This window comes from Streptomyces ziwulingensis, from assembly GCF_039542605.1.
Taxonomy (GTDB): domain Bacteria; phylum Actinomycetota; class Actinomycetes; order Streptomycetales; family Streptomycetaceae; genus Streptomyces; species Streptomyces ziwulingensis.
Genome location: NZ_BAABIG010000040.1, coordinates 33,433 through 57,330, shown reverse-complemented (window position 1 = coordinate 57,330; position 23,898 = coordinate 33,433). Strand labels below are relative to the sequence as shown.

The 23,898-nt window shown below is 74.0% G+C and carries 16 protein-coding genes; 1 reads left to right on the top strand and 15 read right to left on the bottom strand.

Translation table 11 applies throughout. The annotated features are described in order from the left end of the window. From ABEB00_RS20425 to ABEB00_RS20355, 15 genes are all read right to left on the bottom strand, one after another. Positions 1-1,692 (bottom strand): WXG100 family type VII secretion target (locus ABEB00_RS20425; protein WP_345621345.1); only part of this gene is annotated, 1,692 nt, incomplete at its 3' end. A gap of 153 nt (positions 1,693-1,845) precedes the next feature. After that, positions 1,846-2,472, bottom strand: a complete 627-nt coding sequence (locus ABEB00_RS20420; protein ID WP_345621344.1) for a hypothetical protein — start codon at positions 2,470-2,472, stop codon at positions 1,846-1,848. A gap of 2 nt (positions 2,473-2,474) precedes the next feature. After that, positions 2,475-2,765 (bottom strand): hypothetical protein, encoded by a 291-nt coding sequence (locus ABEB00_RS20415; RefSeq protein ID WP_345621343.1) that lies wholly within the window; start codon positions 2,763-2,765, stop codon positions 2,475-2,477. 73 nt (positions 2,766-2,838) lie between these two features. After that, complete coding sequence (locus ABEB00_RS20410) at positions 2,839-3,177, bottom strand: WXG100 family type VII secretion target (protein WP_345621342.1); 339 nt, start codon at positions 3,175-3,177, stop codon at positions 2,839-2,841. A 186-nt stretch (positions 3,178-3,363) separates the two neighbouring features. After that, a complete protein-coding gene (locus tag ABEB00_RS20405) occupies positions 3,364-6,723 on the bottom strand; it encodes a right-handed parallel beta-helix repeat-containing protein (RefSeq protein ID WP_345621340.1) in 3,360 nt (1,119 codons plus the stop codon). After that, positions 6,720-9,944 (bottom strand): hypothetical protein, encoded by a 3,225-nt coding sequence (locus ABEB00_RS20400; protein ID WP_345621339.1) that lies wholly within the window; start codon positions 9,942-9,944, stop codon positions 6,720-6,722. Before ABEB00_RS20400 ends, ABEB00_RS20405 begins: the two co-directional genes overlap by 4 nt. A gap of 1 nt (position 9,945) precedes the next feature. After that, a complete protein-coding gene (eccB, locus tag ABEB00_RS20395; protein ID WP_345621338.1) occupies positions 9,946-11,358 on the bottom strand; it encodes a type VII secretion protein EccB in 1,413 nt (470 codons plus the stop codon). Between the two features lie 9 nt (positions 11,359-11,367). Then, positions 11,368-12,768: a type VII secretion integral membrane protein EccD gene (gene eccD, locus ABEB00_RS20390; RefSeq protein WP_345621336.1), complete on the bottom strand. Its 1,401-nt coding sequence runs from the start codon at positions 12,766-12,768 to the stop codon at positions 11,368-11,370. A 76-nt stretch (positions 12,769-12,844) separates the two neighbouring features. Next, positions 12,845-16,804, bottom strand: coding sequence for a type VII secretion protein EccCa (gene eccCa, locus ABEB00_RS20385; protein ID WP_345621334.1), 3,960 nt, complete (start codon positions 16,802-16,804; stop codon positions 12,845-12,847). Positions 16,805-16,934: 130 nt separating this feature from the next. Continuing rightward, entirely contained in the window at positions 16,935-17,936 is a 1,002-nt protein-coding gene (locus ABEB00_RS20380; RefSeq protein ID WP_345621333.1) for a hypothetical protein, read from the bottom strand. A 250-nt stretch (positions 17,937-18,186) separates the two neighbouring features. Further along, a complete protein-coding gene (locus ABEB00_RS20375; protein ID WP_345621332.1) occupies positions 18,187-18,849 on the bottom strand; it encodes a helix-turn-helix transcriptional regulator in 663 nt (220 codons plus the stop codon). 32 nt (positions 18,850-18,881) lie between these two features. Next, complete coding sequence (locus ABEB00_RS20370; RefSeq protein ID WP_345621330.1) at positions 18,882-19,637, bottom strand: class II glutamine amidotransferase; 756 nt, start codon at positions 19,635-19,637, stop codon at positions 18,882-18,884. Between the two features lie 143 nt (positions 19,638-19,780). Next, complete coding sequence (locus tag ABEB00_RS20365; RefSeq protein ID WP_345621329.1) at positions 19,781-20,758, bottom strand: amino acid ABC transporter permease; 978 nt, start codon at positions 20,756-20,758, stop codon at positions 19,781-19,783. Then, positions 20,755-21,402, bottom strand: a complete 648-nt coding sequence (locus tag ABEB00_RS20360; RefSeq protein ID WP_345621327.1) for an amino acid ABC transporter permease — start codon at positions 21,400-21,402, stop codon at positions 20,755-20,757. The genes ABEB00_RS20365 and ABEB00_RS20360 overlap by 4 nt, the downstream gene beginning before the upstream one ends. A gap of 4 nt (positions 21,403-21,406) precedes the next feature. Continuing rightward, on the bottom strand, positions 21,407-22,357 hold the full coding sequence (locus tag ABEB00_RS20355; protein ID WP_345621326.1) for a glutamate ABC transporter substrate-binding protein: 951 nt from the start codon (positions 22,355-22,357) through the stop codon (positions 21,407-21,409). 235 nt (positions 22,358-22,592) lie between these two features. On the opposite strand from ABEB00_RS20355, the gene ABEB00_RS20350 reads away from it, so the two are divergent. Beyond that, positions 22,593-23,513 carry a LysR family transcriptional regulator gene (locus tag ABEB00_RS20350; protein WP_345621325.1) on the top strand — a complete coding sequence of 307 codons (921 nt, stop codon included), beginning with the start codon at positions 22,593-22,595 and terminating at the stop codon, positions 23,511-23,513. The last annotated feature ends 385 nt before the right edge of the window (positions 23,514-23,898 follow it).

The following is a 23,898-nucleotide window of genomic DNA, read 5'->3' as shown; positions in this document are numbered from 1 at the left end:
CGAACCCGCACCGGCCCCCGCACCAGCACCACCCGCACCCGTCATCGGCATCATCGGCATACCCGCGCCGCCGGACGAACCCGCGGTGGAGAGGCCGGGCGCGGAGACGAGGCCGGAGGACGGCATCCCGGCCAGGGACGCGCTGTCCGGGGAGGCGCTGAGCCCGGTGGGCAGTCCGGAGACTCCGGTGTCGGGCAGGCCGGCCACGGTCGACTCCGGGAGGCCCGTCGACGTCACTCCGGGGAGGTTCGGCGTCGAGGAGCCACCAGTCCAGGCTTCCGGGATCTCGCTCAGTCCCTGGCCGGAGCCGGACGTGCCGGTGCCGCCGCCCGTGGAGGCCGACGGTATGCCGCCCAGCGCGCCTACGGGGAGCATGCTCGGGGTACCACCGGTACCCGTGGACCCCGTCGTCGGGTTGAGGACGCCGTCCAGCGCCGGGTCCAGCGTCCCGGTGTAAGGGGCGGCCGTCGTGCCCGTGTAGGGGTCGCTCGCGCCCGCCGTGTAGGGGTCGGCCGTGGAACCGGCGTACGGGTCGATCGTGGAACCGGCTCCGGTGCCCGCACCCGTGGTCAGGTCCGGCGCGGCCGTGCCGCCGGTGAACGGTGACGCCGTACCGCCGTCGCCCGCGCCGAGAGTGGACAGGTCCGGCGAGGCGATCCCGCTGCCCCCGCCGGTACCCGCCGTCGGCAGGGCCGTACCGCCGGTGAACGGCGACGCCGTACCGCCGTCGCCCGCGCCCAGGGTGGACAGGTCCGGCGAGGCGATCCCGCTGCCCCCGCCGGTACCCGCGCCCGGCAGGGCCGCGCCGCCCGTGAACGGTGCTGCCGTGCCACCCGTACCGCCACCGTCTCCCCCGCCCAGGGTCGACAGGTCCGGCGTGCCGGTCCCGCCCCCGCCACCACCGGCGGTGCTCAGATCGGGACCGCCGGAGCCGCCCCCGCCGCCTGTGTTGAGGTCGTCGAGACCGGCGTTGGGCAGCTTCGTGGTGTCGTCGTTGCCGGTGCTGCTCGGATCCCTGGTGGGCTTCACCACGGGCTTGGGCTGCACCCGGCCCAGGGACTGGCTGACCTGCGCGTAGTTGGACGCGAGCTGCTTCAACTGGGCCCGCATGTCGTTGGTCATCATCTCGACGATCTCGGGCTTCTGGCTGACCGGGATGAGACCGTTCGCCATCGGCTGGACGCCCACCTTGATGGCCTGGTTGGCGTACCAGTTGTCGATGGCGTGGATGTTGGCCTGGGCGACGGACAGCGCGTTGGCGCTCCAGACGAGGTTCTGTCCGACCGAACTGCCGGTGGTGCCGCCGCCGAGGGCCTCGGCGTTGGCGGCCACCTGCTTGGAGAAGGTCGCCATGGTGTCCGCGAAGGCGTCCGCCGCGCCGCCCTGCCAGGGCGAACCGTCGCCACCGGCCAGCGCCTTCGCCTGCGCGGCGAGACTCTGGGCGACCGAGGCCATGACCTGCTGCACGTACTGGAAGTCGTTGGCGACGTCCACCAGGGACTGGGGGTTGGCCACGGTGGCGGCACGCGCCTCGCCACCCGCGCCGGGCGTCAGGTTGGAGCCGCCGGTGATGGCGGCCATGATCTGCTTCCAGTCCCAACTGTCGTAGTCGGACGGGGAGCCCTGGACACTGGTATCGACGTAGATCCCGGTGTCGTCCTGGTGGAACCCGCCCTGGTTGTAGTCCGGCATCAGCCTGCGCTCTCGTCTGAAGCCTCGGTCTCCGGGAGATCACCTCGACGATCACGGAGGGGCCGGGCGCTCACGTCATGGACGCCTGCACCCCTGCCGTCCGTCCCGGGGGTCTCCCGGGACGGACGGCAGGGGTCAGGCGGGTGGCTCACTTCACTTTTTGGTGGTCGGATCCTTGGTGCCGGTGGTGTCGTCGCCGGTACCGGTGCCGGTTCCGGTGCCGCCCGTGACGGTGCCACCGCTGTCGTCGGCCAGCCGCTGGAAGTCCGCGGTCGCGTCGCTCAGCAGCTCCTGGAGGTCACTCGTCTTCATCTTGTTGAGTTCCTCGGTGGAGGTGTACTTCTTGCTCATCAGCTTCGCGCCGTTGCTGATGTCCGCGAGCCCCTCGGCGAGGTCGGCGAGGACCTTGTAGTAGCGCTCCTGGAGGCCGGCGCCGCCATTGGGCCCCGAGGTCTGGGACCGCAACTGGTAGGCGTCGTAAAAGGCACCCGGCTGCACGGTCTTCGCGTTGCCGGCCGTCATGCGGTCCCGCGCCGCGATCACCGTCGGAACGAGCGCCTCGATGTTCTTCGCGAACAGGTCGAGCGACGCGGTGTTGACGGATTCCTTGCCGGCTCCGCCGCCCGCGCCCTTGGGCACCGCCGGCGGGTCCGGCACACCGCCCTGCACCGGCCCGGTGACGACGGCCGGACGGTGCACGCTCGTCGGGTCCCAGGGCTGCGCGGTGGCGTCGGGGTCCCCCGTGTCCGGCTCCACCGGAATCTGCGGAACCTCTGCCATGACTAGCCGCCCCAGAGCTGGGTACCGTACTGGACCGCGTGCTGGTACTCCTCACGGCACTTCGCCGCGGCCGTCTGCGCCTGGCCCGCGAGCAGCTCCATGTTCTTGGTGGCGTCGTTCCACGCCTGCCGGCGCACCTCGAACGCCTCCCTGGCCTCGGAGTCCCACTCGGTGAGGGCCGAGCTGTTGCCCTGGGCGAACCCCGCGTTGAGGGTGTTCACCTCGTTCTGCAGGACCGTCAACTGCTCGAGCACTTCGTTGAACGCGGCCCAGTTGACCGTATAAGTAGGCATACGTTTCCTCCTGTACCGGGGTCGCGCGGCGGTACCGCGGCGGCCCACGCGGATTCGTCTTGCGAGGGAGAGGCTAGAAACCCGGGAGCCCGACGGGCTCGGCCATCAGGGCGCCCGCCGCGCGAGCACCCTGGGTGGTCGACTCGTGGGTGCTGGTCAGCTTCGAGGTGTGGGCCGTCATCCGCTCGTGCATCTCGTCGAGGATCTTGGCCACGGTGGCGTAGTTGCTCATCCAGCCGTCGAGCGCGCTCTTGAACGCCGCGCCGGCCTCACCGGTCCAGCCGGTCGCGGCCTGATCCGCCAGCCCGTCCATCCTCTTGTAGGACGAGCGGACGTGCTCCCCGGTCTGCAGGTGTACACCGGCAGACTTGGCCATTCCTTCTAGGGTTACTGCCTCTACTCCGGAAGCCATACCGTACTCCTTCATGAGATGCATGCGGATTCATGCGGATTCGCCGGGTTGATGGAGCTTTCGCGCCGTCAGTGCCATCCTTCCTGTCCCGGCGGCGCGTCGACAGCGCCGGAGCCCCGTACTGCCCGCTGTGACACGGCCCTTGCCCCCGCGACGCCCCGCGCCGCGGGCGGGGCGACGGGCACGTCACGCCACCGCCGCGACATCGGCCCGGGCCCCGTCCGTCTCCGTCAGCGACGCCGGCAGGTCCCCGGGACCGATCAGCCGCGACACCGCCTCGTCGGCCACCTGGTCCGCGCTCCAGTGGGCGTCGAACGCTCCCCTGGGGGAGGGAACGGCGGCGAAGCGTTCCGCGAGGGCTTCGACGGTCCCGTCCGCCACCTCGAAACCGACCGCCGCCAGGCGCCGGACCGCCAGCCTCGCCAACTCCTCGGGGGTGTAGGGCGCGAAGTCCAGCCGGTCCGCGAAGAAGCCCGCCAGCCGGGGCCCTTCCTGGCCGGCCAGCAGGTCGGCGAGGAGTTGGGGGTCGGTGGACAGGGCGAGCGCCACGTCCGGGCGGCGGGGCACCTCGCCGGCCACCGCCGTGACCAGGGCGAGGCGTTCCTCGGCGGGCCGCTGGAGGAAGTACTGGTCCAGTTCCATCAGCAGCAGGCCACCGGCCGCCTCGTCGAAGAGATGCGCCGTGTACGCCTCGGCCTGGCCGGGCCAGCGGGCCGGCATGGCCGAGAGCTGGGCCCGGTGCACCGCGCCGGTGGTCAGCACACCCAGTCCGGCGAGGGTTTTGGCGTACAGCACCGCGACGGCGTCCCGGCCGCTGCCCTCCGGGCCCGCGAAGACCAGGTTGGCCGCCCCGGCCGGCAGCGCGCCGGCCCGGTGTGCGGAGGCGAGGGCGGTGAGCCGGTGCGTCAGGGCCCGCTTCACCTCGTCCAGGCCGATCAGCGCGGCGATACGGGCGAAGCCGGCACCGCCCGGCGGACCGCCCGGCGCGGCACCGGCGCTCTCGTCCGGCGAACCGGGCCGGGGATGGTCCTCCTGGGCCGGCGGGACCGGTTCCGGCACCGTCTCCACGTCGGCCGCGGTGAGCCGGCTCAGCTCCGAGTCCTTGCCGGGGGCGGTGACGGCCAGGCGCGACGCCTGCTTGCTGATCATCGTCTCGAAGAGCTGCCGGGCGACCCGGCCGTTGCCGAACGTGGGGCCCTTGGGGATGCGCTCGAAGTACCTCCCCACCGCTTCCAGCGCGTCCTCGGTCAGCTCGTAGTAGTGCTTGCCGCACAGGCCGCGCACGATGGTGACGAGTTCGTCCACCGTGTAGTTGGGGAACTCCACCGTCCGGGAGAAGCGGGACGCCATGCCGGGGTTGGAGGCGAGGAACTGGTCCATCTGCGCGGAGTAGCCCGCCACGATGACCACGATCTCGTCGCGGTGGTCCTCCATCAGCTTCATCAGGGTCTCGACGGCCTCCTGACCGAAGTCCGGGCCGGTGCCCTTGGACTGGTTGGTCAGGGTGTACGCCTCGTCGATGAAGAGCACGCCGCCGAGCGCCCGGTTGACCACCTCGGTGGTCTTGATGGCGGTACCGCCGATGATCTGCGCGACCAGGTCGGCGCGGGACACCTCGACGATGTGGCCCTGGCTGAGGATGCCGAGTTCGGCGAGGACCGCGCCGTAGAGCCGGGCCACCGTGGTCTTGCCGGTGCCGGGCGGGCCGGCGAAGACCAGGTGGCGGCTCATCGGAGGCATGGGCAGGCCCATCTCCTCGCGGCGACGGGTCATCTTGTTGAGGTTGATGAGGCCGGTGACCTCCTGCTTGACGCTCTCCAGTCCGACCAGCGCGTCGAGTTCGGCCAGCGGTCCGGTCCCGGTGTGCCGGGCGGTGGGCGGCGGTGCCGTACCGCCCCCGCCGCCCCCGTCCTGGCCGCTGTCGCCGCGGGTGTCCGGTGTCCCGGACCGCCGTGCCGGGCCGCCGTCCCCGTACTCGGGGCCGCTGCCCGAGTCGTCCGCGCCCGTGACGTCGATGACGGTGAGGCGGGAGCCGGACCCCATCCGGTGCAGCGCCTGGCCTCCGTTGTCCCGGATCTCGCAGCTCTGGACCCGCACCGGTTCCTCGGTGTTGACGCGGATGCCGTCGCGCGCGTTGTCGAAGACGGCGCAGTGATCCAGTTCCGCCCGCGCCGTGGCCTGCAGGTGCACACCGTGACCGCGGGCCCCGTGCACCCGGCAGCCGACGGCGATGAGGTTGCCGCCGCCGGTCACCCGGATGCCGTCCGTGGCGGAGCCGCTGGTCTCGGTGTCCTTCGACTCCAGTTCGCCGTCGCGGCCGACGAGGACACCGGAGTCCAGCACCACGCAGGACTCGGTGACGGCCCGGGCCCCGGTCAGTGCCAGTGCGGGCCCGTCGGCGGCGCGCAGCCGCACTCCGTGGAACCGGCCGGTGGCGCCCTCGGTCAGTTCGACGGCCGCGCCGGGCCGCTCGGTCGTCACCTCCGAGTCGCGCACGGTGAGGACGGCCCGGCCGTTCGCCAGGATGCCGGCGGAACCGGCGGCCACCGTCAGCCGCTCGCACTCCACGGAGGACTCGCCGCCGGCCAGCAGGGCGCGGTCGGTGCCGCTCACCGTCAGGGCGCGCAGCACGGGCCGGCTGCCGCCGTCCACCAGGACACCGACCGGTGTGCCGGTGATCCGGCAGTCGTCCAGGAACGGGCTGGACGCCTCGGTGACGCGCAGCCCGCCGCGGGCCGCGTCGGAGAGCGTGCAGCTTCGCAGCGCGGGCGACGAACCGCCCGCGACCAGCACGGACTCCCCGCCGGACCCGGTGAAGGCGCACTCGGTCAGGGTGGTTTCGGCGCCGCTGGTCAGGTAGGCGTCGAGTCCGGCGCTGCCGGACACCGCGACCCTGAGCAGTTCCAGGCGGCCGTTCTGCTCGGCCACCACGGCGGGCTGGCCGCTGCCGGTGATCCGGGTGTCCTCGACCACGCCGTGGGCCTGTCCGTTGACGCAGACTCCGTTGCCGCCGGCTCCGTCGAGCCGGCAGTCGCGGACCGTCAGCCGTCCGCGTTCGGCGACCACCACCGCGGACGAGAGGGTCTGGCCCACCTCGGTGCCCTCGACCACGTTGGCTCCGGCGGAGGTCACCACGATCCCGGCGCCGCCGGGTCCGGTCACCCGGCAGGAGCGGGCGATGAGGGTGCCCTGGTGCCAGGCGAGGATGCCCGCCCAGGCGTTGCCCGAGATCACGCATCCTTCGAGGGCGGCCTCGCCGCGGCGGATCTCGACGACCGGTGTCTGCTCGCCGCCGCCCTCCAGCGTGAGCCCGGTCAGCCGGGCCGCCTCGGCGTCCACGACGACGGCGCTGCCGGCACCGCCGTCGATCCGGACGCCGGCCGCCCCGGCGGCCAGGGTGACGACGCGGTCGATCACCAGGGCTTCCTGGTAGGTGCCCGGGGAGATGGTGATCAACGCGCCGTCGGCTGCCGCGCCCAGGGCCGCGCCGACGGTGCGGTAGGGGGTGGACCCGTCCTGGGAGACCAGCAAGATCTGCCGGCTCATGATGTCGTCCTCTTTCCGGGGAGTGGGCCGGCGGTGCCGGAGGTGTCCGGGACCGCCGCAGAGGGGCCGGTGATCAGCCCCGGCGGAACCCCGAACCGGCCCGCCACGGTGTCCGGCACCTTCGGCACGGACTCCGGTTCGGCTGCCTGCCAGACCTGGTCGGCCCGGTCGAGGCCGGACAGGGCGATCTCGTCCAGCGGGGTCCGCTCGGTGTCGACCCGGCCGTCGGGGCCGATCTCCGAGGCGGAGAGCTCGCGCAGCAGTACGGTGCGGCGCTCGCCGTCCCGGACGGCCAGGACCTTGAAGCTGGTGCCGGGCAGGAAGAGCACGCGGCCGGCCGGTTCGGGGTCGAGCAGCGCGGTCCGGCGTGCGGTCATCGACCAGATCAGGAAGTCGACGTCGCCCGGCAGTCGCGGGGCGGCGGTGGCCATGGCCCAGCCGAACGCCCACTCGGTGACCAGTCGCCGGTTCGCGTACCAGGCCCACTCGGTCTCGTCGAGGGTGGCGCGCATCAGCGTGGCGCCCCGGTAGGAGGGCAGGCGGCGCAGCCCCGCGGTGACGCACCGGGCCAGCGGCACGTGCGGTCCCACGGTGGCGCCGCGCACCGCCCGGTCCAGCAGGGCTCCGTCACCGCGCAGGTACAGGTGGGCCGCCACCAGGTCGCTGACGACGTCCTCGGTCGAGGTCCGGCCGGTGCCGCGCAGTCCCGGTGACTGCGACAGCACCCGGGCGACCGTGCCGGCGGCGTCGTTGTACTGCTGCCGGAACGCCCCGCGCAGCCACTCGCGTTCCCGGGCGATGCCCTTGGGCGGCGGGAGCGCGCAGGCGGCCTGGGCCGGCACCGGTTGTGTCCGCGGCCCGCCCGCAGGTCCCGGGCCGGGCCCGCCGCGCATCTCGGGTACGCCCGTTTCCGGTGCGGTCGCCGCCGCTGCCGCCGCCGCTTCGCGCGGGGCGGCGGGACCGGGTGGGGTGCCCGTGCCCGGCGGGTGCACGGTGGTCCCGGTGTGGCCGCCCGGCGGGGAGGGCGCGGCGCCGGCGGGGCCGGGCACGGGCGCGGACACCAGCCTGAACGACGGCCTGGGCGGCATCGGCGGTGCCGGGGCCGCCTGGGCGTCGGGGGCTACGGCGTGGGGGGTTACGGCGTCCGGGGCGAAGGTGTCCGGGGCGAAGGTGTCCGGGTGCGGGGCGGGCACGGGGTGCCCGGTCGTGCCCGGGGTTGCCTGGGCGGGGGCCGGGGCGTCCGGGTGTGCGGGGTCCAGGTGTGCCGGGTCGGGGGCGATTACCGGGTCCGGGAGGCCGGCCTCGCCCGGGGATGCCGTGACCGGGGGTGTCGTGACCGGGGCCTGGAGGTGCGGGGAAGCGGTGTCCGGGCGCGGGGCCGGTGCGGGGTGCCCGACCGGGCTCGGGGTGGTCGGGGCGGGGGCCGGGTGCGCGCCGGGGTTGCCCGCGGTGAAGGCGGCGGGCGCCGCCGGGAAGCCTTCGTGGAGCCGCTGCGCGGGGGCGGGTTCCGGCGCCGCTTCGGCGACCCGGGGCGTCCCCGTGTCCGGTCCCCGTTGTCCCGGCGGGCCGGGGGTGGGCGTCGCTCCGCCGGCGGTCACCGGAGCGGACGGGCCGCCCGCCGAGGACACCGCATGGGCCTGCGGATCGCCGAAGCCGTCGGCCGTGGCGGCCGGTTCACCCGCCGCCGGGATTCCCGGCACGGGTTGCGCCCAGAGCGGCGGCTCGGGAACCGCGCGCGTCGTGGCGGTCGGGAAGGCCGGAGCGGCCGTCACCGCGCCGACCGCGGGTGCGGCGGACGCGCCGCCGTGGGCGGAGGCGGACATGCCGGGCGCGGGCGCGGACGGGTACGGGCGGCCGGGCAGGCCCGCGCCGGTGGCGGTGCGGGCCGCCGGTGCCGGCTCCAGGGCCCGGGCGCCCCGGACCAGTTGAGCGGCGGGCACCAGCCTGGCGAGGCCGCGGGTGACCGGGTCCAGGCGGCTGAGCAGGTTCTCGGCGAGGTCGCGCATCCGTTCGGCGGCCCGCGCGACCGTGCCGTGGACGAGGTGGAAGTGGTGGGGGTCGGCGGCGGCCGAGCGGATGGCGGCGGCCTCCGCCGGTTCCTCCGAGGGACGCATCCACAGCCCGCCCGGCACCACTTCCAGTACCGCGTCGTCGGCGTACCGGTAGACGCCGGGGGCGATCTGCGGGATGCCGTCCACCACCGGGCGGTGGCTCAGTACCGTGGGCGCGGTGGGCCGTCCGCCGGTCGTCCGGGCCGGGAGGTAGCACAGTTCCCGCGCGAAGGTGGCCCAGCCGAGCGTCCCGTCCTCGTCCACGGTGTGGACCTGCGGCGTCTCCCACAGGGCCCGGCCGACCGGCATCCCGTTGCAGAGCACCACCGGGGAGTCGAGCCGGTCGGCCAGGGCCTGGCCGGGTGCGGTGTCCCCCGGCACGGCGAGCGGCCCGTACGGGACGAACCGGACCTGGGAGCGGGCGCCGGGCAGTACGGACTCCCAGAACCGGGAGACGTCGTCCAGCGGCAGCGCGGGGGTTCCCGGGCAGCCGAGGACGACGGTGAGCAGGTCGCGTCGGCAGGCGAGCCGGGCCTCCAGCCGGCCGCGGTGGCCGGCGAGCCCGCTGTCCCGCCGCGCCGCGTGCTCCCCGGCCGGCTCCCCCGCTCGTTCCTCCGCGCGTCCCGCCGGACGCAGCCACACGCCGCTCGGCAGCGGGTCGGCCACCGCCCGCGCGCTGGTGTGCCAGGAGCGGTCGGCGACGGAGAACTCCCAGATCGGCTTGGGGAAGCGGCGCGAGACGGGAAGGGCGGGCCGGTTCGGGCTGAGTCGTACCCAGCCGGTTCCGCTGTCGACGGGGATGTACAGGACACCGCCGGCCGCCGGGGTCACCGCACCGTCGGCGACCAGTACGGTGCGGTCGAGCCGCTCGGCCAGCCACTGTCCGAGCGGCAGCACGCCGTCCGGCGGCCGGCGGCCGGTGACCAGCCGGTAGTCGCCGTCGCGGCGGCCCAGGACGCGGGCGATCTCGGGCCAAGTGGCGTCGGTGAGGTCGGCGGGCAGGTCGAGGACGACGAGGTGGTGCTCCGGGTCCTCCGGCAGCCCCCGGGCGAAGGCGAGCGCCTGCTGGTCGAGGGTGCCCCGGACGTGCACCAGCAGGGCGTGGCCGGCCCGGTGACCGGTCAGGTCCAGCGCTTCCCCGGCCCGGCGCGGCCTCAGTCCGAGCGCCATCTCAGCGGTCCTCCGAGGCGGCGGCCGAGGCGGCGGCGGACGCCGGGGCGGTGGCCGCCGGGACGACGGGGACGGCGGTGAGGGCGCCCGCCCGGGACAGCGCGGGGCCCGTCGGCAGCAGTTCGAGGACGCCCGGCGGGACGGCCCGCACCTGGCCGGCCGCGTAGCCCAGCGCCGACAGGGCGTCGTTCTCCGCCAGTGGGTACTTCGTGCCCAGCTCGGTCACCAGGTAGGACTGGGCGGGGGTGCCCGAGGGCGGCAGCGGGAGGGCCGTGAGCAGCAGTCCGGAGCCGACCGGGACGACGGCCGGACCGGCGTTCGCCGCCGGTGGTGTCTCCCAGCCGACCGTGGTGCGCACCTTGCCGCCCGCCGTCTGCTGCCGCAGGCAGGCCGTCTTCTTCCCCGGGTGGGCGACCGGCCCGGACAAGAAGTCGGGCAGCCGGTGCAGCAGGGTGCGGTCCTCGGAACCCGGGGCCGCGGCGACGTCGGCGCGGGTCACCTGGCGCGGCGCGCCCTGCCCGGAGCCGGTGGCCAGCAGCATGAACTCGGTCTGGTTCAGCGGGGCCAGCCCGTCGGAGCGCAGCACGTAGTACTGGGCGGGTCCGGTGCCGTCGGGGGTGGTGGTGAAGACCTGGCCGACCTCGGTCGGCTTCCCCCCGATCCGCGGGCCCTTGTCGCCGCGGCCGGGCACCGGGGCGGCGCCGAGGACCGGTCCGGCGGGCAGCGCCGTCAGCCAGGGCTTGGGGGCGGGTATCGGGTCCTGGCCGTCCAGTTCCAGTGCCACGAGCGCGGAGCGGTCCTTCAGCCGGTACCGGACGCCGTTCCACAACAGGTGCAGCGTGCCGTCGTCGTCGCTCAGCAGGATGCGGCGGCCGGTCGCCGAGCGGGCGTGGGCGGGGGTGTCGGACGGCGCGAAGTCCAGCGTCTCACCGTGGTCACGGCCCGGGACCAGACACCGGGACCACTCCCCCGTGAGCAGCGAGGAGGCCCCGGGGACGGAGTCCGGTGCCCCCGTGATGCCGACCTCGGCCCCGCGCCGCGCCCCGCTGAGCGAGTTGCGGGAGACGGTGTTCACCTTGGTGCCGGCCGACGAACCGGAGGCGCCGAGCAGTGCGGAGGCGTAGTTCGCCACCGGGTGCAGTACGCCGTCGAGGTAGAGGAAGCGGGTTCCGGTCTCCTTCTCCACGACGATGGCGTTCGGCTTGGCCCAGGCCGTGTTGCCGCCGGGTTTGATCAGTCCGTAGATGGCGAACCCGGCGCAGGCGAGTACGGCGAGGGCGACGCCGATGACCACCCCGACGACGCTGCGCCGGGCCGGTGGTTCGCCCGTGGCGGGTTCACCGGTCACCAGCGCGGCGGCCAGCCGCCCGGTGGCGAACTGGTACGCGTGGACGTGGTCACGACGGCTTTGCACGGGTTCCCCTCAGCCGGCCAGAGATCGGAAGTACCAGTAGACGTGGAGGTGCTGGAGGAGCAGGGGGACCAGGGCGATCGCGGTGATCATCTCGAAGATGTCGGCCGTGTGGCCCCAGATGGGCAGCAGCCGGATCGACGGCAGCCGCTGGGCGCCGAGCAGCAGCAGCGCGGTGGCGGCCAGCAGTACGACCGCGAGGGCCGCCTGGGCGACGGGTCCGCCGGGGACGAACAGCCAGACCGTGGTCAGGATCAGCCCCAGCGTGCCGGCCAGGGCGAGTGCCACCCGCTGTCCGGTCTCGGTGACACTGCGGGAGCGCAAGGTCACCGCGGCGGCCAGGGTGAGGGCGAGCAGCCATTCGAACCATCCGTCGCGGCGGGTCAGGAGCACCAGGGCCGTCGCGTACACGGCGGACGCCGCGACGGTGAACAGGGTCAGGTAGGCGTCGGCGTCGGCGACCCGCCGGTCGAGGTCCGGCCGGGTGCGCGGCTCCACGTCCTGCTGGAGTTCGTCGGCGTTGCGCGGCAGTTGCGGTACGCGCAGTCCGGCGAGGCGGAGCACGAGGCGCGGCGCGATCGCGCTGAGCACGAACATCGACACCGCGACCACCGTGGTGGAGGTGGTGGCGTCCCAGTCGTAACTGATCGCGAGGAAGGAGCCGATCTCGGCGGCGAGCGCGGCGACCAGCAGGGCGCCGAACACCCGTACCGGCACCTTGCCGCCGATCAGCAGGACGAGGGCGGCGGCGACCGTGCACGCCCCGCCGATCAGCAGTTCGTGCCGGTCGGGGACGGGCAGCGCCGATGCGCCGCGGCGGGCGGTGAGTCCGGCGAGGCCCGCGAAGGCCCAGCCGGCCACCCCGGTGACCAGTACCGCCCCCCGGTCGGCCGCCGGGGCACGGCTGATCACGGCGGACGCGACCACCAGGGCGACGGCGATCACCCCGCATTGGACGGTGACGGTCAGGCCGGTCGGCGAGGCGAGGACGGCCACCGCCAGCGCGAGCAGGGTCAGGCAGCCCAGTGCGGTGAACAGTCGCCGGGTCAGGTCGGGCCGCCAGCGGTCGGACCGGGCGCCGACGACGGTGGAGACACCGTCCGCCAGGTCGTCGAAGATCATCGGCGGCAGTGCCTCGTCGACCCGGCGCAGGTAGAGCACCTCGCCGTCGCGGAGCCCGAGCGCCTCCGGGGTGGCGTCCGCGTCCAGCGGCTCCGCGTCCAGGCGTTGCAGCACGAACGCGCCGGCGTCCGTGTCGTCGGCCGCCCCGAGCCGGTCGACCAGGACGGGCAGCAGCGCGCCCACCGTGACGGAGGCCGGTACACCCAGGTCGGCGCTGCGTTCGGGGCCGACGACGGTGATCCGGCACACCGTCGTGCGGTCGGAGTCGGGGATCGTGCTGGAGGTGGTCATGGCGCTCCTGTGCGGGACGGCCGGTGCGGTGGGGGCGGTGGCGGCGGTGCGGGCACGCCGCGAGGCGGCGGGCCGGTCACTCCTCGTCCACCAGACCGGTCTGGACGAGCCGGATGCCGCGTCGGGTGACCAGTTGGGCGCGGCCGGGCACCAGGGTGCGGGGCTTGGCCTCGCCGATGAACTTGCCCTCCTCCTTCGGGTAGGAGAACAGCAGGGCGGGGTTGCCCAGCTCCCACAGCCTGCGCACCATCGGGTCCATCGTGGCCCGCATCGCCCCGGAGCTGGACCGGGCGACCACCAGGTGCATGCCGATGTTGGCGCCCTGGGCGAGGAGGGGCACCAGGGGGACGGTCGGGCTGTCCATCGCGTTGCTGACGAACATGTCGTAGTCGTCGATGAGGACGAACAGCCGCGGCCCCTGCCACCAGTCGCGCCGCGCGAGTTGTTCGGGGCTGACCTCGCTGCCGGGCAGCCGCTTGCTCATCGAGATCACGGTGCTGGCCGTGAGTTCCTTCAGTCCCTGGCTGTCGACGGCGTAGCCGACGCGGTACTGCTCGGGGACGGCCGCGAGGAGTTCCCGGTCGGGGTCGCCGAGCAGGATGCGGGCCTCGTCCGGCCGGAAGCGGGAGGTGATGGCGCGGGCCATCAGGCGCAGCAGGTTGGTCTTGCCGGTCTCGGCGTCGCCGAAGACCATCAGGTGGGAGGTGGCCGAGAAGTCGTGCCACACCGGCTGCAGACGCTGTTCGTCCCAGCCGACGCAGACCCGCAGGTCGCCCTCGGCGACCGGCAGCCGGCCGACCGGCAGCCGGCTGGGCAGCAGCCGGACCCCGGGGGCGGTGGGGCCGGTCCAGAAGGTGCCGATCTCGGCCGCGGCGGTCTTGGTGGCCGCGCTGAGGTCGTCCGTCGCCGAGGAGCTGTCCAGCCGGGGCAGCGCCGACAGGAAGTGGTGGCCGGAGCTGGTGAGGCCGCGGCCCGGCTGCTGGGGGATGCCGCCCGCCTGCCGGGAGTTGACCTCGGACTCCATGGAGTCACCGAGCCGCAGTTCGAGCTTGGTGCCGAGCAGGTCGCGCAGTTTGGACCGGATCTCCGACCAGCGCACCGCCGAGGCCACCAGATGGATGCCGAAGGACAGGCCGCGCGCCGCGAGCGCGGTGATGCGGTCGTCGAGTTCCTCGTACTCCTGGCGCAGCGTCCCCCAGCCGTCGACCACGAGGAAGACGTCGCCGTACGGGTCGTCGAGCGTTCCGGCGCGGCGCATCTGCCGGTAGGCCGCCATGGACTCCACGCCGCGGTCGGTGAAGATCTGCTCGCGGCGTTCGAGGAGCTGGGCGATCTCCTCGACGGTGCGCAGCACCTTGTCGCGCTCCAGCCGGGTGGCGACCGAGCCGACGTGCGGCAGTCCGGCGATCGAGACCAGGCCGCCGCCGCCGAGGTCGAGGCAGTAGAACTGGATCTCGGCGGGGGTGTGGGTCAGGGCGAGCGACATCATCAGGGTGCGCAGCAGCGCCGACTTGCCGGTCTGCGGCGCGCCGGCCACACCGACGTGGCCGCCCGCCCCGGACAGGTCGGCCACCAGCAGTTCGCGGACCTGCTCGTGCGGCCGGTCGACCATGCCCAGGGGCGCGCACACGCCGCCCAGCAGGGAGGACTCGGCGGCGGTCATGCCACGCACAGGGTCCGGCACGATGCCGGGCAGCAGTTGGTCGAGGCTCGGCGAGTCGGCCAGCGGGGGCAGCCAGACCTGCCGCGCCGACGGCCCGGCGTCCGCGAGCCGGTCGATGAGCACCTCCAGCAGGCTCTCGTCGCTCTCGGACGGCTGGTTCGGCACCGGGTCGGGCCGTTCCTCCGTCTCCTCCCGCACCTCGGGCGGTTCCTCGGCGGCGGGGCGCTGGTCCAGGCCGAACGGCACGATCTCGCGGGCCACCGCCTCGTCCGGCTGCCCGGTCTCCTCACCGGTGGGGCTCGGCGGGCAGGGGCCGGAGACGTAGGCGGCCTTGAACCGCACCAGGTTGGTGGTGTCCACGCGCAGGAAGCCGTTGCCGGGGACGGAGGGCAGTTCGTAGGCCCCGGCGACACCGATCACGCTGCGCGACTCCATGGAGGAGAAGGTGCGCAGCGCGACCCGGTACGACAGGTGTCCCTCGACGCGGTGGATACGGCCCTCGTCGAGGCGCTGGGAGGCCAGCAGCAGGTGCACTCCGAGGCTTCGTCCCACCCGGCCGATGGTCACGAACAGCTCGGTGAACTCGGGTTTGCTGGCGAGCAGTTCGGAGAACTCGTCGACGATGACGAGCAGCGAGGGCAGCGGCGCGAGCGGTGCGCCGCCGAGCCGGGCCTTCTCGTACTCGTAGAGCGAGGAGTAGCCGCTGGCGCGCAGCAGTTCCTGGCGGCGGATGAGTTCGCCGTCGATGGAGTCCTGCATGCGGTCGACCAGTGGCAGTTCGTCGGCCAGGTTGGTGATCACCGCGGAGGTGTGCGGCAGCCGCTCCATGTTCATGAAGGTGGCGCCGCCCTTGAAGTCGACCAGGACGAAGTTGAGCACCTCGGAGGAGTGGGTGGTGGCCAGGCCGATCACCAGGGTGCGCAGCAGTTCGCTCTTGCCGGAGCCGGTGGCGCCGATCATCAGTCCGTGCGGTCCCATGCCGGACTGTGCGGACTCCTTCAGGTCCAGTTCGACGACCTCGCCCTCCTCGGTGACACCGATGGGCACCCGCAGCCGGGTGCTCTGGTCGAGGCGGCGGCGCCACTGGGCGGCCACGTCGAAGGTGCGCGCGTCCCGGATGCCGAGCAGGGTGGTGAGTTCGAAGTCGGACTCGAAGGGGTTGTCGGTCAGGTCGATGGTGCCGCTGGTGCGCATCGGGGCGAGCAGCCGGGCCAGGTTCTCGGCGGCGGGGCGGCTGAGCGCGTCCGCCTCGGCGTCGGCGGAGGTGTCCGCGACCGGGAACGACACCCGTCCCCCCTCGGCCGTCAGCCGCAGCACGTCGGGGCCGCCGTGCATGGCGCCGGTGACGTCCAGCAGCACCACGCCGCGCAGTCCGGCGCCGAGCAGCCGGGAGCCGGCCGGGAGCGCGGTGCGGTGGGCGACGACCACGACGAACGGTTCGGCGGCGCTGGGGGTGGCGTGCGCGTCGTGGTCGGGCCGGTCGAAGACGTCCGGGCCGAGCAGGTCGAGGAGTTCGTCGTGCTCGGTGGCGATCAGCCGCAGCGGGCCCGCCGCGTCGGACTCCCTCGGGTGGATGTTGTGGGGCAGCCACTTCACCCACTCCCACTCCTCCCGGCCGCTCTCGTCGGTCAGGACCGCGACGCGCAGTTCGTCGGGCGAGTGCAGGGTGACGAGCTGTCCCAGTACGGCCCGCACCAGGTCCAGCGCGTCCTCGATGTCACCGGCCAGCTCCACGCTGGTGAAACTGCGCAGGGCCACCGGGATGGGCATGCCGGGCACGGTCTGGAAGGCGGCGGTGAACCGGCGCAGCGAGATCGCGGCGAGCGGGTCGAGGTCCTCGACGGGCTTGGTCTCCGGCGGGACGAGTTCGAGGGCGGCGCGGCGGGTGCCGAGTCCGATGCGCACCTTGGCGAAGTCGTCGTGGGCGGCGCGGCGCTCCCACACCCGGGCGGAACGCACCAGCGCCCACAGCCGCTCGGGCGGCGGATTGTCCCACAGCGAGGCGGTCAGTTGGGCCTCGGCCGCCTGCCTGGCCTGCACCCGGAGCTGGGCGAGGTAGCGCAGGTAGTCCCGGCGCTCGGCCCGCATCTGGCGTTTGCGTTCCAGGCCCGCGCGGCCGATCTGTCCCATGCTCATGGACATCATGCCGACGCCCATCATCCCGGACATGAGGTACGTCGACGTCCCGCTGCCGGCGGTGAACATCAGCGCCATCGCGCCGAAGCCGATGCCCATCGGCAGGACGACCATCACGGAGCCCAGGTCGGCGCTGGCCGGCTCGCCGAGGACGGGCGGCTGGGCCAGCTCGATGCGGCTCTCCGGCACCTCCGGGCCTGACACCCGCGGCGGGCGTTTCACAACCACGGTGTTCATCAGGTGCGTCTCCAGCCGGCGACAAGCCTCTTGGTAGGGCGAACTTAAGAAAGCGGACCCTCGGCGGGCCAGCGCGGAACGGGCGAAGTGCCTGGTCGGACACGGAAACTGCCCGAACTCCCGGCGGTCCTCAGGGCGCGGTGGCCGTGGACCACAGCACCGAGTCGCCGTACCGGACGGCGAGGTCGTCGCCGCGCAGGAGCAGTTCGGCGCCGTCGTGTCCGTCGGTCCGGGACGACCAGGCGGTGCGCATGTCCTCGGTGTAGACGACGAGGTTGCCGTCGGCCTGGAACACCGTCCTGGCGCCCCGGCCGACGGTTCCGGACGACCACAGCGCACGGCCCCGCCGGTCGTAGAGCACCAGGTTGCCGTCGCCCTGGAAGGCGAGGACGACCCGGTCGGCGGACCAGCTCTCCCCCCGCCGCAGCACGCTGGTGCCGGCGACCGCGGTCGCCGTCCCGCGCCGTGCCGCCGCCGGGCCCCCGGGCGCGGTGGCCGTCCGGGCGGTGTCGGCGGGGAACGAGGCGGTGGGGCCGGCCGACTCGGCGACGCGCTCCACCCGGGCGGCGGCCGTCGTCCGGGTGGCACCGGGGGAACGCGAGGCGCTCGGGCTCGGCTCCGGAGCGGGCCGGACGGCGGGCGGCGGGGAGGACCCGGTGGCGGGGGACGGCTGCTGGAGCACCTGTTCCTCGGCGGGCGAGCCCGCGTCGGAGTGCCCCGGCTTCCCGGACCCGTCCAGCAGCAGGGCGGGGACCACCAGCAGCAGGACGCAGAGGCCGGTGGCCGCGGCCAGCAGCCGGTTGGTGGGATCGGTCCGGCCCGCGGCCGGCTCCTCCTGCTCCTCCTCGAACTCCTCCTCGAACTCCGCCACGAACTCGTCGTCGAAGCCGGCATCGGCGTCGGCGTCGACCTCGTGGTCGGGGTCGGCGGGGTCGTGCGGGTCGGACGGCCCCGGGACGGCGGGTCGTTCGCCGGTGCCCGGCTCCCCCGCGTCCCTCGGCTCCCCGGAGTTCCTCGGCTCCCCCGCGTCCCTCAGCTCCCCGGCGTTCCCCAGCGTCGCCGCCTGCCAGGGCAGTTCGCGGTCCCACACCGACCGCGGGGGACGCCCGGCGCCGGGCTCCTGCTGTGTCACGGGCGCGCCTTCCTGCGGTCGTGGAGCGCGAACGGAGGTCGGCGACGACTGCGCTCGGCGTAGGGGGTGGCGACCGCCGGGAACCCGCGGTCCGGTGCCGTGCCACAGCCTTCGAGCGGCGCTCGTGCGGCACGTCGTCCGGCGCGATACTAGAACCGGACACCTCCGCCGCCGGGCCGGGGGGAACGTGCCGTGTCCTGACGGGCACCATCACTTCCCTTTGCGCCCGGCCCCCACCGTCGACGGGGGGTCACAGGATGCCCGTCCGGATCGCGTGGGCGACGGCCTGCGTACGGTTGCGCAGCCCCAGCCGTTTGACCGCGCTGTGGATGACGCTCTTGATCAGCCGCTCGGAGTAGCTCAGCTCGGTCGCGATCTCCGTCACGTCCCGGCCCTCGGCCAGCAGCCGCAGCACGTCGACCTCGCGCGGCGCCAGGTCCGGCGTGGGCAGGCCCGGCGCGGTTCCGGCCCGCCGCGCGGTCGGTGCCGCGTCCCGCGGTGCGCCCGTGGCCGCCGCCCACCGGGCCGGCGCGCCGCGGTGGCTGTCCAGCACCGCGGTCTCCAGCTGGGTGAAGCTCGTGTACGGCCGGGCCAGGAAGGACACCGTGCCGTGGCCGCGGGCGTGCGGCAGGTGCGACCTGGCCACCCGGTCGGCGACCAGCACCAGGCGCGCCCGGCCGCCGGTGACCCGGCTGGCCCGGCTCATCGTGGTGAGTGTCTCCCCGGTGACGTCGGGTGTGATCACCACGACCACGTCGGCCTCCGCCATCCGCTCCCGGGGCAGCACCTCGACGCGTCCGCCCGCCGCCATGAAGGCGTTGGTGCCGTCGCGGGTGAGCGGGTCGTCGGCCAGGACGACGACGGCCGGCGGGGGTGCGGTGTCGCCGGGCCTCGTCTCGTTCGGGTCGGTCATGGTCGCGGCACCCCTCCTCACGCTCACGGTGGTCAACTGCCGTGCACGGTCAGGTTCAGGGTGCCGGGGGTCATCTCCAGCACATGCCGCTCCGGCAGTGCCGACCACTCGGGCCCGGGCTGCGCCCAGCCGGTGGACGCCACGACCGCCCTGCCGTCCGGGGTCGTCCGGTAGTGGAGTCCGAAGTAGCCCTCGCCGCGGCGGCTGATGACCTCCGAGCGCGGGTCGTGCTCGGTGTACGCGTACAGCCCCGCGGCGGTGAGCAGCAGGCAGTTGAGGCTGGCGAACCGGTCGGCCGAGGACCGGATGTCGTCGGCCGCCTGGATGAGGGCCTTCACCGGGTCGAGGCCGTCGTCCGTCCGGCGGCGTACGGCGAGGTAGAAGCGCTCGCTGTCGGTCTCCCCGTCCGCCGTCGCCAGCAGGTCGGGGCCGATGACGGTGTCCAGGACGCCGACCGGCGCGAAGTCGCCGTTGTGGGCGAAGGCCATCTCCCGGTCACCGAAGGGGTGGGTGTTGGCCGCGCTGACCGGCAGGCCGGGGCTGGCCATGCGGAGGTGGAGCAGGGCGGCGTCCGTGGTGGAGGTGTCGAGCAGGGAGCGCAGCCGCAGGCCGTCGTGGGCGCGCTCGGGTTCCTTCACCGCCTGCACCGTGCCGTTGGGGACCCGGACGGCCAGACCCCAGCCGTCTCCGTGCTCCTCGGCCAGGTCGAGGAAGGGGGCGAGGTCGTCGGCGTACAGGTCGCGTACGGCGGCGGGCTGCCGCGAGACGGCACCGATGAGTCGACACATGCGGGTTCTCCTTCGTGAGGCGTGAGGGGGGTGCGCCGGAGGGGGGCGGGCAGGCCGGACCGCCCCTCGGCACGGCCGGCGGCGCGAAGGCGCGGCCGGGTCCCGGGGTGCGGGGCGGGGTGGGGGGTGGGGCGGTGCCGCGGTCACCCGGCGGGAGCACCTCCGCGAGCGGGGGGCCGGTGGCCGGACAGGCGCCGTTCCAGGCGGGACGCCGTGCCGGCCAGTGCCAGGTTGACCACCACGTAGACCAGCGCCACCACCAGGAAGCTCTGGATGATCGTGTGGTTGAACTCGCCCAGCACCTTGGCGGAGTTCAGCAGTTCCAGGAAGCTGACCACGTAGCCGAGGGTGGAGTCCTTGAGGAGCCGTACCAGTTGGCCGACCAGGGCGGGCGCGCTCTGGCGTACCGCCTGCGGCAGGAGCACGTACCGCATCGTCTGGCCGTGGGTGAGACCGAGCGCCCGGGCCGCCTCGCTCTGGCCGGCCGGCAGCGCCCCGACGCCCGCCCGGAAGATCTCCGCGAACACGGCGGCGTTGGTCAGCGCGATCGGCCAGACGAGCTGCCAGAACAGCGGCAGCCGCAGCCCGGCCGCGGGCAGCCCCAGCAGGAAGGCGTAGATCAGCAGCAGCAGCGGGACGGCCCGGAGCACCTCGACGTAGGCGGCGGCCGGCCGGCTCAGCGCGCCGATGCCGGAGAGCCGGGCCAGCGCGAGCGCGGCGCCCAGCGGCAGCGCGATCAGGCCGCTGACCAGGGTGACGCGGACGGTCGCCCAGAGGCTGGTCAGCAGGTACCGGAGCACCGGCCACTGGGTGAAGAGCTGCCACTTGGCGGGGTCGAGCTGGCCGTGCGCGGCGAACTGGCGCAGCACGGCGGCGAGCAGCGCGGCGAACAGCACCAGCGACACGGCGGTGGCGACCGTGATACGGCGCCGGGCGCGCGGGCCCGGCGGGTCGAAGAGCTGGGTGTCGTCGCCGTCCAGCCGGTCCAGGGCCACCTGGCAACGGGCGAGGAGCCGGCGGCTCGGACCGGGGGCTCGCGGCGTGCGTTCGGGATACGGCACCGGGTGTGCGGCCGTCGCCGCGGCGGGCTCGCCGCGCCGCTCGCGCAGGGACGAGGTCATCGCAGTACCGCCAGTCGTCGTTCGAGGACGGCGGCCGCCCGGCCGATCGCCAGGGTGAGCAGGACGTAGCACGCGGCGGCGGCACCGAAGGTGACCAGGGGCTGGGCGTACTGCTGGTCGAGCAGCACGGTCTGGCCGGTGAGTTCCTGGGTGACGCCGACGGCCGCCGCCAGCGACGAGTTGAGCACCACGGCGATCAGCAGCGACGCCAGCGGCTGCACGGTGCAGCGCAGGGCCTGCGGGACGATGACGTGGCGCAGCACCTGGCGGAAGGTGAGGCCGAGCGCGCGGGCCGCCTCGGTCTGGCCGGGCGGGACGGACCGGACGCCGGCCCGGACCGTCTCGCCGAAGAACGCCGCCCAGTACAGGGCCATCGCCGACACCACGGTCCAGAACAGCGAGTAGACCAGTCCGATCTCCGGCAGGCCGAACACGAACAGGGTCAGCAGCACCAGGAGCGGGACGCTGCGCACCGCCGACACGTACAGCGCGGCGAAGAGCCGCAGCGGGCGCACCGGGGAGATCCGGCACACCGCGAGCAGCAGGCCGCCCGCGGCCGCGAACAGGAAGGTCCAGGCGCTGAGTTCGAGCGAGACCAGCAGTCCGCGGCCGAGGACGCCCCAGTGGGAGGTGATGACGTGCATGGCGTCAGTCCAGGGTGGGCGGGGCGGGCACCGGCCCGGGTACCTGGGTGCCGATGGTGTTCTTCCACACGGTGGCCCAGGTGCCGTCCGCCTCGATCTTCTTCAGCCACTCGTTCACGAACTTCTTGAAGTCGGGCCGGTCGAGCGGAATTCCGATGCCGTACGGCTGCTCCTCGTACGCCGTCGACAGCACCTTGACGTCGGGGTTGGTGCTGGCGTTGCCGGCCAGCACGCCCTGGTCGAGGACGTAGGCGTCACCGCGGCCCTGCCGCAGGGCCTGGAGGCACTCGGTGTTGGTGTCGAAGAGCTGGATCTTCGCCGAGGGCACGTGCTTCTTGACCACCGCCGCCGCCGTGGAGCCGGACTGGGTGATGACGGTCTTGCCCTTGAGGTCGGTCAGGGACGCGATGCCGGTCTGGTCCTCGCGGAGCTGGATGCCCAGCCCGTCGACGTAGTAGGGGCCGGCGAAGTTGACGACCTTCGACCGCTCGGGGGTGATGGTGTAGGTGGCGAAGACGGTGTCGACGGAGTGGTTCTTCAGCAGCGCCTCACGGGTGGCCGCGGTGACGTTGACCAGCTTGGTCTTCGGCTCGCCGATGATGTACTTCGCCAGCAGCCGGGACATCGCCGCGTCGAAGCCCTCGACCTTGCCGGTGGTGGGGTCGAGCTGCGAGAACAGGGCCGCGGTCTGCGTGCCGCCGACCACGAGGGTGCCGTTCTTCTTGATCTCGGCGGCGGTGGAGCCCGGCGGCATCAGGGACGCGCTCGCCGGAGCCTCCCGCTCGATCAGCTTGTCGAGGGCGCTCGTCTTCGCCTTCTTGTGCGCGGCGGCCGGTGCCCCCGGCACGGACTGGTCCGAGGAGCCGGAGCAGGCGCTGGTGAGGGCGAGGGCGGCGACGGCCGCCGCGGCGGCCAGGGGGACGGAGCGGCGCCGGGTCCGTACGGTGCTGTGCACGATGAACTCTCCGGGAGCTTGAGGGAAGGGGAGCTTTGCGGGAAGGGCGGAAGAGGGGGTGCGCGCGGCGGTGCGCGACGGCCTCGGAAAACTCCTGCGGGCGGAGCCGCAAGGCGGGGAGGCGGCGAGTGGGGGTCGTACGGCTCACCTGCTGATGCCATTTGATCGAACCCCGGTTCCCGGTGTCCAACGAGGATATTTTCGCGCTCGCATCAAAGTCGCTTATCGTTCGCCCATGTTGGACATTCACCAACTGAAGGTCCTGACCGAGGTCGCCCGGACCGGTTCGTACACCGCGGCGGCGGTGTCCCTCGGGTACACCCAGCCCGCGGTCAGCTACCAGATGCGCCAGCTCCAGCAGGCGGTGGGGACTCCGCTGGTCGTGAAGATCGGCCGCGGGCTGCGGCTCACCGAGACCGGACGGTCGCTGGTGCAGCACGCGGACGCGATCTTCTCCGTCCTGCGCGCGGTGGACCAGGAGGTCTCCTCGCTGGTGGCGCGCGGTGGCGGGCTGGTGCGGCTGGTGGCCTTCCAGAGCAGTTGCGTCACCCTCGTGCCGGAGCTGATCGCCCGGCTGCGCGAGCGCCGTCCCGGGGTGCGGGTGACGGTGACGCAGGCCGAACCGGTGGAGGCCCGCCACCAGATCAGGACCGGCGAGGCCGACCTGGGGCTGCTGTGCAACTGGGAGAACGAGGACCTGCCCGAGGGCGAGTCGACCATGCGGCGCGAGGAGCTGATGACCGACCGCCGGTGCGTGCTCATGCGTGAGGACGACCCGCTGGCCGGCCAGGACACCGTGGACCTCTCGGAACTCGCGGGCCGGGACTGGGTGATGGAGAGTTTCCGTGACCGGTTCCTGGCCGCCTGCACCAACCTGGGGTTCGAGCCGCGGATCGCGGCGACCGTGGACGATGTGAGCGCCATCCAGGCCCTGGTCGCCTCCGGCCTGGGCATCAGCCTGGTCAGCGAGATGGCGCTGTCCGCCCATGTCGCCCCCGGCCTGGTGCACCGCCCGCTGCGGCACTGGCCCCGGCGCCGCACCTACGCCCTGCTGTGGCCGGACATGGCGGCCGTGCCCGCGGTGGTGACGGTGCTCGACGAGATCCGCGCGATCGCGGCCGGTATGCGCGACCCGGCGAGCGGGCCGCGGGACTGAGGCGCCCCCGGGACGGCCCCGCGGCCCGGTGGCCCGCGCGCCCGGTGGGGTGGTCAGAGGCCGACGACGACGTGCGGCGGCCGGGCCGGGCCGTCGGCAGGCACGCGGGGCGGCACGTCGGCGGGCCCGTCGGCAGGCACGTCGGCCGGTGGGTCGGCCGGTGGGTTCGCTCCGTCGTCCCCGGGCACCGGCACCTGCTCCCCGAAAGCCGGCTCTCGCTCCTCCGGCACCGGCTCAAGCTCTCCGAACGCCGGCTCCTCCGGGCGCGGGTCGGACGGCCCGCGTACGGTCGTGGCCGGCTCCTCGCGGTGGTGGCCGCGGCTGCGGGTCCCGGTGGCCGGGATGTTCCGCTGCCGGCGCCGGGGCAGGAAGGCGCGGAGCGGGG